This window comes from Rhodococcus sp. SORGH_AS_0301 (genome assembly GCF_030818285.1).
In the GTDB taxonomy this organism is placed as follows: Bacteria; Actinomycetota; Actinomycetes; order Mycobacteriales; family Mycobacteriaceae; genus Rhodococcoides.
The window spans coordinates 1,911,181-1,925,894 of the sequence record NZ_JAUTAC010000002.1 but is presented as its reverse complement, the minus strand read 5'-3'; the positions used below and the strand labels follow the sequence as shown (position 1 = coordinate 1,925,894).

Here is a 14,714-nt window from a genome sequence, read left to right as displayed (position 1 = left end):
GATCAGCGCAGTCGTTCCGCGTCCTTGGCCAGGGTGACCAACCGGTCGCAGAGCTCGGCGAGTTCGGCCGCGTCGGCGCCCTCCGCGACGGCCGTGGCCACGTCCTCGGCGGCGCACCGGACTCCGAACGCGCGATCGGCGGCGGCACCGGCCTCGGCCTCCGTGAGCACCACGGCGTCGTCCGCGACGACCGTGTCCTTCAGCGACGTCCGCTGTTCGTAGGCACGCTGACGGCAGGACTGACGGCAGTACCGTCGGCGCCGGCCCGCAGCGCCCTCGACCACCGGCCGACCGCACCACAGACACGTGCTCGGGCGCCGTGCGCGGGAGCGACCGATCCCACCGCCCACCGTCCCGGATTCACCCCGCATCGACCCGACGATACCGACGTGCGCGGACCCTGCCGCATCACCGGTTAGAATGGGGTGTTCGCGTGCGGGAACGTTCCGCGCACCACGCGCGTTGAATTCGACGGACGCGACATGCGTACCACGATCGAGAGAGGACTCCACCATGGCAGATCGCGTTCTACGAGGTAGTCGACTCGGAGCGGTGAGCTACGAGACCGATCGCGACCACGACCTCGCGCCCCGGCGCATGGCTCGATACCGGACGGACAACGGCGAGGAGTTCGACGTTCCCTTCGCCGACGACGCCGAGCTGCCCGGCACCTGGCTCTGCCGCAACGGTCTCGAGGGCAGTCTGATCGAGGGCACCGCGCCCGAGGCCAAGAAGGTCAAGCCCCCGCGCACCCACTGGGACATGCTGCTCGAGCGGCGTTCGGTGGAGGAGCTCGAGGAACTGCTCAAGGAGCGGATGGATCTGCTCAAGGCGAAGCGTCGCGGCGCCGGAGTCTGACCGCCTCTCCCCTGTCGTCACCGAGGGCCCCGGAGCATCTGCTCCGGGGCCCTCGGTGTGTCTCGGGTCCGTCCGAGATCAGCGCAGGTGCTGCGCGACGATCGGTCCGATGATCGCGAGTGCCTGCGGATCGGTCATCGCGGAGTGTGCGACCGGCACCGCGTGATCGTGGATGGCACCGCGGACGTGTCGACGCCAGGCCGAGGCGGTCCGCCGTACGTCGTTCCGATTCACCTCGTCCTCGGTCGCGGTGAAGAACAGCACGTCGCAGTCCACGACGCCCGGTGAGTACCCGTGCGCCAGCGAGGTCCCGTTCACGTAGCCCGCGTACAGCCGCTCGAGGGTGTCGACGGTCATCGCCGCCATCGGACCACCCTCGGACCGCAGCGCGGCCGCAGCCTCCGCGACCGTCGGTTCCACGCCTGCCGGCAACTCGTGGCCGGTGAACTCCTCGATGAGATCCCGCACCGACGGTGTCGACTCGAGGTACTCGTCGGCGAGCACGTAGCTGTCGAGCATGGTCAGCGTCGCGACGCTCTCCCCCACCCGCTGCAGCTCGACGGTCATCGCGTGGGCGATGAGGCCGCCGAGCGACCAGCCCAGCAGGTGGTACGGACCGTGCGGCTGGATCGACCGGATCTCGCGAACGTAGTACCGGGCCAGCTCCTCGACCGTGTCGAACTCCTCGGTGCGTCCCGAGACGACGGGTGACTGCAGGCCGTACACCGGCTGATTCGAGTCGAGGTGGGCGAGCAGACCGCTGTAACTCCAGGACAGTCCGAACGCCGGATGGATGCAGAACACCGGTGACGCGGAACCCTGCGGGCGCAGCGGCAGCAGCATGTCCAGTGACGCCGTGGCCGTCGCCGCGACCTCGTCCGCCGACAGATGCGCGGTGTCGTCGATGCGCGTGGCGAGAGCTGCCGGCGTGGAGTCGGTGAACAACCATTGCATCGGAACCGTCGTGCCGAGGGTCTCTTCGAGTCGAGCGACCACGCGCGTCCCCACCAGCGACGTGCCGCCGAGTTCGAAGAAGCTGTCGTCGAGTCCGACTCCGGCCACCCCCAGGATCTCCTCGTAGACAGCGCAGACGGCGCGCTCGGTCGCGGTGCCCGGATCGCGATGCTCCCCGGTGACGGCGAACTCCGGAGCGGGCAGCGCCCGCCGATCGAGTTTGCCGACGGCGGTCAGCGGCAGCTCGTCCAGCAGCATGATCGACTGGGGCACCATGTAACCGGGCAGTCGCTCCTGCAGATGGCGACGCAGCGACGCCGTGTCGACCGACGACTCCCGGTGCGGCAGGACGTAGGACACCAGCACGGTGTCCCCCGAGGGCAGGACGTGGCCCATCGTGGTCGCGAAGTCCACGCCGTCGTGCACGTCGAACGCGGCGTCGATCTCACCCAGCTCGATGCGGAACCCGCGGATCTTGACCTGATGATCGGTCCGGCCCACGTAGGACAGGGTCGGGTCGCCGTCGGCGGACTCGCGCCAGCGCACCAGGTCACCGGTGCGGTAGAGGCGCTCACCCGGCTTGCCGTGCGGATCGGCGACGAACCGCGACGACGTCAACGCCGTGCGCCCGAGATAGCCGCGAGCGAGTTCCGGTCCGGCAAGGTACAGCTCGCCGACGACGCCGAACGGCACCGGTTGCAGCTGGCGGTCGAGCACCTGCGCCGCGACACCGCGGATCGGTCCACCGATCGTGACCGGACCCTTGGGCACCATCGGCGCACTCATCGTCGTGACGATGGTCGTCTCCGTCGGCCCGTACACGTTGTACAGCGAGCGTCCCGGAGCCCAGCGCTCCACCAGTTCCGGTGGGCACGCCTCGCCGCCGACGAGAATGTGTCGCAACGACGTCGCGCTCGCCGGGTCCGCGGTCGACAACGCCGCGGTCGTGATGAAGGCGTGCGTGATGCGTTCCGATCCCAACAGGTCGCCCAGTTCGCGGCCGCCGTAGACCCCGGGCGGTGACACGACGAGTGTCGCGCCGGATCCGTACGCGAACAGCTGGTCCATGACGGCGGCGTCGAAACTCGGTGTCGCGAAGTGCAGTACGCGCGCCGTCTCGTCGACCTCGAATCGATCGCGCAGCTCGCCGGCGAAGTTCGACAGGCCGGCGTGGGTGACGACGACGCCCTTCGGCGTCCCGGTCGACCCCGAGGTGTAGATGACGTACGCGGGGTGCACGAGAGCGATGGGTACGAGAAGCTCTGCGGGTGTGAGGGGTTCGTCGGACGTACGAGCCAGCTCGGCCAGGGTGTCCGCGTCGTCGAGCACGAGCCACCGTGTCGACGAGACTCCGTCCACGGCCGCCAGGTGCTCCGCGGTCGTCAGTCCCCACGTGGTCGCCGAGTCCGTCAGCATGTGACGGACGCGGTCGGCCGGGTAGTGCGGGTCGACCGGGACGAAGGCGCCGCCGGCCTTCGCGACGGCCAGGACCGCGACGAGGGAGTCGAAGGATCGCGTGAAGCCCAGGGCCACCAGTGATTCCGGTCCGACACCGCGCCGGACGAGAGCTCGGGCCAGCGTGGTCGAACGTCGGTCGAGCTCGCCGTAGGTGATGTGGGCGCCGAGGTACTCCGCCGCGATGCGGTCGGGAACCCGGCGTGCGGTCTGCTCGAACACCTCGGACAGGGTCAGCGACGGATCGGGATCGGTCTCGCCGCCGTGCACGGGCACCAGATGGGCTCGCTCCTGCGAGGTCAACATCTCGACGCTGCCGACGCTGCGGTCGGGTTCGGTGGCCAGGACGCCCAACACGCCCACCAGACGATCGAGCATGGTGCTCACGGTGGCGGCGTCGAACAGATCGGTCGCGTAGTCGGCGGTGACGGTCAGCCCCGCCGGCTCCCGGTCGTCGGTGCGCCGGTCGGTGACCGTGAACTGGATGTCGAACTTGGCGACGGCGACGTCCACCTCGGCCGCGTCGACGGTCACCTCGCCCATGCGGGCAGTCGTCGGAACGTCGTCCTGCAACGACAACATGATCTGGAACAACGGGTGATGGCTCGTGCTGCGCTGCGGGTGCAGCACGTCCACCAGACGTTCGAACGGAACGTCGGGGTGCGCGAACGCGTCCAGATCGACCGCGCGCACGTGCTGCAACGCCTCGGTCAGCGACGCGGTCGGCGAGACCCGCGTGCGCAGGACCAGCGTGTTGACGAACATTCCGACCAGCGCGTCCAGTGCCTGGTCGCCGCGGCCGGCGACCGCGGTACCGACGGACGTGTCGAAGCGGCCGGCGAGACGGCCGAGCACGACGGCAAGGGCGGTGTGGACGGCCATGAACAGCGTCGCGTTCTCCCGCCGCGCAAGGTCGACGAGCCGCCGGTGCGTGTCGACACCCACCGTGGTGGTGACCACCCCGCCCCGGTGAGACGGCACGCTCGGCCGCGGACGGTCGGTGGGGATGTCGATACGGTCGGGCGCTCCGGTCAACGCCGCCGTCCAGTACGCCAGTTGCGTCGAGACGAGGCTCGACGGGTCGTCCTCGGAGCCGAGCCGGTCACGCTGCCACAGCGTGTAGTCCGCGTACTGCACCGTCAGTGGCTCCGTCGCGGGTGCCGTGCCGGTGGACCGCGCGGTGTAGGCGGTGAGCAGGTCGGCGGCGAGCGGCGCCAGCGACCAGCCGTCCGCGGCGATGTGGTGCAGCGTGACGACGAGGACGTGCTCGTCCCCGGCCGCCACCTCGAGCAGGTCCACCCGCAGGGGCGCCTGCGTGGTCACGTCGAACCCGCGGGCCGCGCTCGTGACGATCGCGGCCGTCACCGCGGAGGGCTCGGTCACGACGGGCTCCAGCGCCACCGGCACCTCGTGCGCAGGCAGGATCACCTGGTGCGGGCCCTCGGGCGAGTCCGGGTACACGGTCCGGAGCACCTCGTGGCGGTCGACGAGGTCGCGCAGCGCGGCCTCCAGCGCGGCGATGTCGAGCGGTCCCGTCAGGCGCACCGCGAAGGGCACGTTGTACGCCCCCGACGCCCGGTCGAACCTGTTGAGGAACCACAGGCGTTGCTGCGCCGAGGACAGCGGGATCCGGTCGGGTCGAGGCCGTGCCTCGAGAGCGGGGCCGGCGGACTCGGCGAGCCCGTCGATGTGCGCGGCGAGGGCTGCGACCGTCGGGTGCTCGAAGAGTGCCCGGACCGGAACCCGAACGCCGCGAGTGGAACCCAGGCGGGACGCGACCTGTGTGGCCAACAGGGAGTTGCCACCGAGTGCGAAGAAGCTGTCGTCGCGTCCGACCTCGACGTCGAGGTCCAGCACTGCCGCCACGGTCTCGGCGACGGTCCGCTCGGTCTCGGAGGCCGGCGCGTCGTGAGTGCGGTCGACGGCCACGACGACCGGGGCGGGAAGCGCCCGCACGTCCAGCTTGCCGACGGGAGTGAGAGGGATGCGCTCGAGAACCGTCATCGATGCCGGCACCATGTGGCCGGGCAGGACGGAGCGGACGCCGCCCGTGACCGCGTCGACATCGATGTCGTGTCCGGTGGCGGCGACGACGTAGGACGCCAGCGAGGCGCGACCGAAGGCATCGGTGTGCACCAGAGTGTGCGCGAAGCCGACGGACGGGTCCCTCGTCAGTGCGGCGTCGATCTCACCGAGCTCGATGCGGAATCCGCGGATCTTGACCTGGGTGTCCGAGCGTCCGACGTAGTCGAGCTGGCCGTCCGCAGTCCACCGCACGACATCGCCGGTGCGGTACATCCGCTCCCCCGCGGTGCCGTACGGATCGGCCACGAACCGGCCCGCCGTCAGTCCCGCGCGGTCGAGGTAGCCGCGAGCGACGCCGACACCCGACAGGTACAGCTCACCCGTGACGCCGACCGGCACCGGATGCAGACGCGCGTCGAGCACCACGGCGCGGACTCCGGCGATGGGCGTACCGATGGTGACCGGTTCGTCGGCACGCAGTTCCGCGATGGCGGCGACGATGGTCGCCTCCGTCGGGCCGTACCCGTTGTACAGCGAACGTCCGACCGACCAGCGCCGCACCAGGTCCGCGGAGCACGTGTCGCCGCCCACCACCACGGTGGTGAGACTCGGCAGTGATCCGGCGGCGACGTCGACGGTCGCGAGCGCGGCCGGGGTGACGAAGGCGTGCGAGACCGACTCGCGGTCGATCAGTTCGGCCAGTTCCGCGCCGCCGTAGACGTCGCTCGGGGCGACGACGACGGTGGAGCCGGCGCCCATCGCCATCAGGATCTCGAGCACCGACGCGTCGAAGCTCGGCGAGGCGAAGTGCAGGGTCCGCGATGTTCCGGTGATGCCGAACGTCGTGCGCTGCACCTCTGCGAACGAGGAGAGTCCCGAGTGCGTCACGGCGACGCCCTTGGGCAGTCCCGTCGATCCGGAGGTGTAGATGACGTAGGCCGGATGGTCGACCCGCAGCGTGGACGTCCGGTCACGGTCGGTGACGGGTTCCGTCGACCGGGTCGCGATGTCGGCGACGGTGGCCGGGTCGTCGAGCACGATCCAGTCGACGTCCCGTCCTGCCGCCGGGCGGTCGGCCGCGGTGCAGACACCGAGGTCGGCCCCGCTGTCGGTGAGCATGTGGTCGATGCGGTCCGCCGGGTAGCGCGGATCGACGGGGACCCAGGCCGCGCCCGTCATCGCCACGGCGAGCATCGCCGCGACGGACTCCGCCGACCGGGTGAGCGCCAGGGCGACGACACGCTCGGGTCCGGCCCCGCGTTCGAGGAGGACCCGGGCGAGACGGGTGGCGTCGGCATCGAGCTCGGCGTACGTGCGCGACCGCCGAGCCGTGACGTCGACGCCGTGGGACGGATCATGCACCAGCGCAGTGGTGTTCGCGTTCTCCCGCGCGATGGCGGCCCACAGGTCGGGCAGCAGTACCGGTGCGTCGGGACGCTCGCCGGCCCGTGTCGTCAGCTCGCGGGACTCCTGATGGGACAGGAGATCGATGTCGCCCACGGTCACCGACGGGTCTCGGGCCACCGTGGTGAGCACGGCGCTGACACGGTCCGCAAAGGCGGCGATGGTGCTCTCGTCGTAGAGATCGCGCGTGTAGGTGACGCGGAACCGCCACGACCTCTCGCCGTCGGCGTCGGTGCTCTCCGTGACGGCGAGCTCGACGTCGAACTTGCTGCGCTGCAGGTCGATCTCCGACGCGGTGACGGTGAGACCGTCGAGTTCGCCGCTGGTGACACCGTCGGACTGGAAGGCCAGCACGACCTGCACGAGCGGGTGCCGACCGGCCGTCCGCGACGGCGACAGAGCGTCGACCAGACGCTCGAACGGCAGGTCCGCGTGGGCGAACGCGTCGAGATCGGTGCTGCGGACCCGGCCGAGAAGGTCGGCGAAGGTGTCGGACGGCGCCACGTCGGAGCGCAGGACAAGAGTGCCGACGAACATGCCGACCAGCTCGTCCAGTGCGCGATCGCGTCGGCCGGCGATCGGGGTGCCGATCACCACGTCCCGGGTGTCGGCGAGCCGAGCGAGCGTGACCGCGAGTGCGGCGTGCATCGCCATGAACGTGGTGCTGCCCCGGCGCTCGGCGACGGCCGACAGTGCGGTCATCACGGCCGGATCGACGGCGAACTCGTGGACGCCGGCCCGGTGGGACGGCGCCGCCGGGCGGACGCGATCGCCGGGCAGGGTGCACTCGTCCGGAAGGTCGGCGAGAGTGTCGGTCCAGAAGGAGAGTTCGCGGTGTGCCCGGCTCTCCGGGTCGGCCTCGTCTCCGAGCACGGCCCGCTGCCACAGAGTGAAGTCGCTGTACTGCACCGGAAGTGGGGTCCACTGCGGGGCAGCTCCCCGGATGCGGGCGGCGTAGGCGACCATGACGTCGCGGGTCAGCGGTCCGAGGGACCACCCGTCCGCGGCGATGTGGTGCACGACGAGACCGAGCACATGCTCCGTCTCGGAGATCGACAGAAGAGTGGTGCGCAGCGGGGTCTCGACCGTGAGATCGAACCCGCGACGGGCGAACCGTGTCAGCGCGTCCGCGACGTCGTCGCGGTCCACGACGGTCGTTGTGAGCGGTACGGGTGCTGCCGGTGCGACGACCTGGTGCGGTCCGTGATCGCTCTCGGGGAACACGGTCCGCAGGCTCTCGTGCCGTTCCACCACGTCGGCCAACGCCAGTGCCATCGCGGGGGCGTCGAGGACGCCGTCCAGGTGCACCGAGAACGAGATGTTGTAGGCGTCGGAGGTGGGGTCGAAGCGATTGAGGAACCAGAGCCGTTGCTGCGGCGACGACAGCGGAATCCGGTCCGGACGGCTCGCCGCCGGGATCGCGACGAGCGGGATCCGCGACGCCGCACCGCTGTCGGCGTCGAGGTGAGCCGCGAGCGCCTCGACGGTCGGGGCCTCGAAGAGAGTGCGCACCTCCACCTCACGGCTCAGCGCGGCGCCGATCGCACTGGTGACACGGGTCGCCATCAACGAGTTGCCACCGGCGTCGAAGAAGCTGTCGTCCAGACCGACCCGGGGCACCGTGAGGACGTCCGCGAACACGCGGGCGACGGTCCACTCGGTCTCGGTGCGGGGCTCGCGGTACGCCGCCTCCGTCGTCTCCGGTGTGGGCATGGGCAGCGCGCGGCGATCGAGCTTGCCCGACGGGGTGAGGGGCACCTCGTCGAGCACGACCACCGCGGACGGCACCATGTACCCGGGCAGGGTGCGGCGGGCGTGCTCGAGCACCGGTTCGGTTCCGGCGGCGCCCGGCGCGAGCGTGAGGTGCGAGACCAGGCGGGCGTCGGCCCGGCCCGCGTTCTGCACGCTCGTGACGGAGAACGTGACCGACGGATGACGCTGGAGCACCGCGTCGATCTCGGCGAGTTCGACGCGGTGACCCCGCACCTTGACCTGGTCGTCGGCTCGGCCGCGGAACACCAGTTCGGTTCCCGCGGTGGTGGTCACGGCGGCGACGACGTCGCCGGTGCGGTACATACGGTCACCCGGGGTGCCGAACGGATCGGCGACGAAGCGGGTGGAGGTCAGCGGCAGGCGCCCGAGGTACCCGCGGGCCAGCGCCGGCCCGGACAGGTAGAGCTCGCCGGGAACTCCGGGGACCACCGGGCGCAGACGACGATCGAGCACCCGCACGTCGACACCGCGGCGCGGGGCGCCGATGGTGACGGGCGAGCCGGGTGCCATCGGCGGTGTCAGGGTCGCGACGACGGTGGCCTCGGACGGCCCGTACAGGTTGAGCATGCGGCGGCCGGGCGCCCACCGTTCGACGAGGGCGGGACTGCAGACGTCGCCGCCGACCCCGACGAAGGTCAGAGCGTCGAGGTCCGCAGGGTCCACCGTCTCGAGAGCAGCAGGGGTGACGAAGGCGTGGGTCACCCGCTGATCACGCAGCAGTGCGGTGAGGCGGTCGCCGCCGTAGACGTCGGTACCGGCGACCACGACGGTCGCGCCCGCGGCGAATCCCATGAGCAGTTCCAGGATCGAGGCGTCGAAACTCGGCGAGGCGAAATGCAGTGTGCGCGAACGCGGTCCGACTCGGTAGGTCGCCACCTGCTCGCGGGCGAAGTCGGCGAGGCCGCGGTGCGGCACCACGACCGCCTTGGGGGTGCCCGTGGATCCGGACGTGAAGATGAGGTATGCCGGGTTCTCCGGGCGCACCCGTACGGGCAGTGCCGCCGAGGACTCGTCGGATCGGTGATCGACGGTGACCCACCGGACCGCGACGGGCAGTGCGGCTCCCGCGGCAGCGATGCCGAGGGACGCGGCGACGTCGGTGACCATGCGCTCGATGCGGTTCGCCGGGTAGCGCGGATCCACCGGGAGGAAGGCGGCGCCGGTCTTCGTCACGGCCCAGGTCGCGACGATCGAGTCGATCGAGCGCTCGAGGCACACGGGCACGATCGATTCCGGGCCGACTCCCTCGGCGATCAACGCGTGCGCCAGCAGGTCCGACGCGTCGTCGAGTTCGCCGTACGTGACGGAGCCGTCCGCCGTGACGACGGCGGTGGCGGACGGATCGCGTCGCGCGGCCGAGACGAGGATGTCGGCGAGCGACGAGGTGGGCCCGGCTGCCGCGCCCACGAGGACGGCAGGAGCGTCGGTGGACGTGGACAGGTCGATGTCGCCGATCGCTCGGGTGGGATCCACCGCGACCGATCGCATGACGGACACCAGTCGCTGCGCCATCGTCGCGGCTGTCGCGTCGTCGAACAGATCGCGGGCGTAGCCCAGGCGCGCATCGACCCCGTCGGGCCGACCGTCGACCGTGGTGCGCTCCGAGAGCTGCAGTGTGAGGTCGAACTTGGCGGTGCCGGAGTCGATCTCGGCGACCTCGACATCCAGTCCGGCCATCTCGACGCGGACCGGCGCGAGGTTCTCGAAGGAGAGAACGACCTGGAACAGCGGGTGGCGCGACGTCGAGCGTTCCGGTGCCACCGCGTCGACGACACGCTCGAACGGGACGTCCGCGCGGGCGAACGCCTCGAGGTCGTGATCGCGTACCTCGCGGAGGAGGTCGGTGAACGGGACGTGCGGCGCGGGCGTCGACCGCAGCACCAGTGTGTTGACGAACATGCCGACGAGTCCGTCGAGCGCGCGGTGGCCGCGACCCGCGATGGGCGACCCGATCGCGACGTCGTCCGAGTCCGCGAGCCGTCCCAGCAGCGCGGACAGTGCCGCGTGCAACACCATGAACAGGCTGGCCGAGGTGTCCGATGCGAGCACGAGGAGCTGCTGGTGCAGATCGGCGTCGATGTGGAAGTCGTGGGCGCCGCCGCGGTGCGACGGTGCAGCGGGACGGGGGCGATCCGTCGGCAGCTCGAGCGTGTCGGGCAGGCCGTCCAACCGCGCGGTCCAGTAGTCGATCTGACTGCGCAGGATCGAGGTCGGATCGTTCTCGTCTCCGAGTGCGGCGTGCTGCCAGAGCGTGAAGTCCGCGTACTGCACGTCGAGCGGTGCCCACAGCGGCGCACTCCCCTGCGTCCGCGCAGCGTAGGCGGTCATGACATCGGTCGCGAGGGGGCCGAAGGAGAACCCGTCCGACGCGATGTGGTGTAGCACCACGGCCAGCGTGTGCGACGTCGGCGAGGTGCGGAACAGGCGGACACGGACCGGGTGCTCCCGCGTGACGTCGAATCCGTGAGACGCGAACTCCCGCACGGTGTCGGCCAGCGCCGAGTCGTCGGTGTCGATCGGCGCGAGGTCGTGGTGCGCGGGGTCCTGCACCACCTGGTGCGGACCGTCGGCGGAGTCGGGATACACGGTGCGCAGCGTCTCGTGGCGCTCCAGAACGTCGGCGAGCGCGACAGTCAGAGCGTCCGCGTCGAGGTCGCCGTGCAGCGTGATGGCGAACGGCATGTTGTACGCCGGGGACGCCGAGTCGAACCGGTTCAGGAACCACAGTCGCTGTTGGGCGAGCGAGAGGGGAATGCGATCCGGGCGAGGTCCTGCGACCAGCGGCGGCCCGGTGGTGACCACGGGCGCATGGGCGACGCGATCCGCCAGACGTGCCACGGTCGGCGCCTCGAAGAGGTCCTTGATGCCCACGTCGGCACCGAGCTCGGCGCTGATGCGGGAGACCACGCGCGTGGCCAGCAGCGAGTTGCCGCCGATCTCGAAGAAGCTGTCGTGGACACCGGGAACGGGGACGTCCAGCACGTCGGCGATGGTCTCGGCGATGCGTCGCTCGACCTCTGTGCGCGGCGGGACCGAGGGCACGTCGGCCCGGCGGCGCACCGGTTCCGGCAGTGCCTTGCGGTCGACCTTGCCGTTGGCGCTCAACGGAAGTGCGTCGAGAACGATCACCAGCGACGGCACCATGTAGGACGGGAGGCGGTCGGCGACGGTCGCGGCGACAGCGCGGACCTCGACGCTCGCCGCGTCGGTGCCGGGCTCGGGTGCGACGTACGCGACGAGCGTGGTCTCGCCGCGCTCGTCGACGTGGGCCACGGCCACCGCGTGGTGCACGGCGGTATGCGCGACCAGAGCCGCCTCGACGTCGCCGAGCTCGATCCGCAGTCCGCGGATCTTGACCTGGAAGTCGGTGCGGCCCAGGTACTCGACGGCGCCGTCGGCCCGCCAACGCGCCAGGTCGCCGGTGCGGTACATGCGGGTGCCGTGCGCCGACAGCGGGTCGGCGACGAACCGGTCGGCGCTCAGATCGGGCCGACCGACGTAGCCACGGGCGAGCTGGTCGCCCGCGAGGTAGAGCTCGCCCGCCGTTCCCACCGGAACCGGCTCGAGCCGGGCGTCGAGGATCTGCAACGCGGTGTTCCACACCGGCCGTCCGATCGGCACCGTGACGGCGTCGGCGTCGGTCACCTCCCAGTAGGTGACGTCGACGGCGGCCTCGGTCGGCCCGTAGAGGTTGTGCAGCGCGGACCCGGTGAGCGAGCGGAATGCCGATGCCGTCTCCGCGGGCAGTGCCTCACCGCTGCAGAACACCTGACGCAGGTCACCGAGCCGGGCGTCGGACGCGCGCAGTTCAGCGACGAAGGCGCCGAGCATCGAGGGCACGAAATGTGCCGTGGTGACGCCTGATCCGGCGATGATCGAGGCGAGGTAGCGCGGATCGCGATGCCCGTCGGGCTCCGCGATCACCAGGCGGGCGCCGACCTGGAGCGGCCAGAAGAACTCCCACACCGAGACGTCGAACGTCGCCGGAGTCTTCTGCAACACGGCGTCGTCGGCGCCGAGGTAGTACTCGTTCTGCATCCACAGCAGTCGGTTGACAATCGCCTGGTGCGACACCCCGACACCCTTGGGGCGGCCCGTGGAACCCGACGTGAAGATCACGTACGCCAGCGAATCGGGTCGCAGAGTCGCCGTGCGCTCACTGTCGCCGACCGGCGTGTCGGCGAGGCCGGCGAGATCGAGCATGTCGACGTCGACGCGTGCAGCGGTGTCGGGCAGGACGACACCCTGCGTGGACACCGTCAGCACGCACGCGGGCCGGGCGGTGTCGAGGACGTGGCCGAGACGCTCGGCGGGATGATCGGGGTCGAGCGGTACGTAGGCGCCGCCGGCCTTCTCGATCGCGTACATCGCGACGACGAGGTCGAGCGAGCGCTGCATGGCCAGGCCCACGAGCACGTCGGGTCCGACGCCGCGGGCGATCAACGCCCGCGCCAGGCGGGACGAGCGACGATCGAGTTCCGCGTACGTCAGTGCGGTGCCGGCGAACTCCAGGGCCGTCGCGTCCGGGGTGCGCCGCACCTGTGCGTCGAACAGCGCGGGCAGCGTGGTCCGCGGAACGCTCACGGCTGTGTCGTTGAACTCGGTGACCACACGGTCGTACTCGTCGGGCAGCACGACGTCGAGACCGGAGACGCGAGTTCGTGCCCCGCGTCCCAGGAAGTTCTCGAAGAAGGCGAGGAACCGCCGATGATGGGCGGCGAGGGTGTCCTCGTCGTACAGCGACGGGTTGCCCTCGAAGTCGATGTTCAGCGAGTTGCCGCCGCTGTTGTAGACGTTGAAGGTGAAGTCCTCGATGGGACCGCTGGAGAGCAGGTGCAGCCGGCCCACCAGATCGCCCAGACCGACGGTCCAGTCGAACAGCATGATGTTCACCATGGGTCCGAAGAACCCGCGGTGCATGGTCGAGCTGCCGTGGTCGCGGCGGATGTCCTCGTGGCGGTATTTCTGGTGGCGCAGCGCACCGGTGATCTCGAGGGTCACCGACGACACCAGGTCGCCGATGTTCATGTCGGGCGAGATGTGCACGCGGATCGGTACGACGTTGGACACCATGCCGCCCGAGCGGCGCAGCGCCGCGGTGGTGCGGACGGACACCGGCAGACTCATGACGACGTCGGCGCGCCCGGTGACCCGGTGCAGGTAGGCGGCGAAGGACGCGGCCACGACGGCAGCGGCACTGGCGTCGAATCGCTCCTCCGCGGAGGTGAGCATGTCGCCGACGGTCTCGTCGGTGACACCGTTGAGTCGCAGGCGACTCGGCGCGGCCGGGGCGGTGCGGTCGGCGAGGGAGAAGGTGTCCGGCAGACCCTCGAGCGTGTCCTGCCAGAAGGCGCGGTCGGTCTCGAACCTGGTGGAGGTGCGGTACGCGCGTTCTGCCGCGTAGAGCGTGGCCAGGTCGCCGGCCTTGCTGTCCGGGGTGGGAACGCCGGCCTGCTCGTTGGTGTACAGCTCGGCGACGCGCTTCATGGCGGTGACGGCGCCGTATCCGTCACCGGCGATGTGGTGCATGCGGGTGTACCAGAAGTAGCGGTGGTCCTCGACGCGGAAGACGACGTTGACGGTCAGCGGATCGCGGTCCAGATCGACCGGGGAGCGCATCTCCTTCTGCATCCAGGCCAGGGCCGCGGCGATCGGGTCCGCCTCGGACCGGACGTCGAGCCGAGTGGTGCGCACGGTGGCTGCCGGGTCGACGACCTGATACGGCTGACCGTCGATCTCGACGAGCCTGATCTCGCCGGACTGGAGTTCCGCGGCCGCGCGGGCACCCACGCGCTCGAGCAGGTCGATGTCGAGGTCGCCCTGCACGTCGACGTACTGCGCGACGGTGAGGGGAACCTCGGGGGCGAGCTTCTGGGCGAACCACAGGCTGGCCTGCGCCGGGGAGAGCGGGAAGGGATCGGACGCTGTCCGGTTCACGATAGGTGTCGTGTCGGCCGGTTCGGTGGTTCTCGGTGCGCTGTCCGACGTCGTCATCGTTCGCTCCTCCTCGTCGGTCCCGTGGCCGAGGAGCGGTCCTGCTCCCCGGGCTGTGCGAGACGACGCACACTTCCACCGAACGGACGCAGAGAGCATCGACGCCGCGGCCGATCAGGCCGCACGTCTATGTGCTGTGTGTGACTTCCGGTGTCCCCGACCGTGGTCGCACTCTGTACTGAGCTGTATGTGGCATTCGCTCAACCACCCGCCGTGGATGGGTGAGACTTACCAACTTCTCGGTTTGCGGA

The 14,714-nt window shown here is 70.5% G+C and carries 3 protein-coding genes; 1 reads left to right on the top strand and 2 read right to left on the bottom strand.

The features are described 5' to 3' along the window. Positions 1–2: 2 nt before the first annotated feature. Complete coding sequence (locus QE397_RS09630) at positions 3–371, bottom strand: hypothetical protein (RefSeq protein WP_051613280.1); 369 nt, start codon at positions 369–371, stop codon at positions 3–5. A 142-nt stretch (positions 372–513) separates the two neighbouring features. Between QE397_RS09630 and QE397_RS09625 the strand changes: the two genes are divergently transcribed. Further along, entirely contained in the window at positions 514–858 is a 345-nt protein-coding gene (locus QE397_RS09625) for an RNA polymerase-binding protein RbpA (protein ID WP_027505388.1), read from the top strand. A 78-nt stretch (positions 859–936) separates the two neighbouring features. Here the strand turns inward: QE397_RS09625 and QE397_RS09620 are convergent, their stop codons facing one another. Next, entirely contained in the window at positions 937–14,463 is a 13,527-nt protein-coding gene (locus QE397_RS09620; protein WP_307093055.1) for an amino acid adenylation domain-containing protein, read from the bottom strand. Positions 14,464–14,714: the final 251 nt, after the last annotated feature.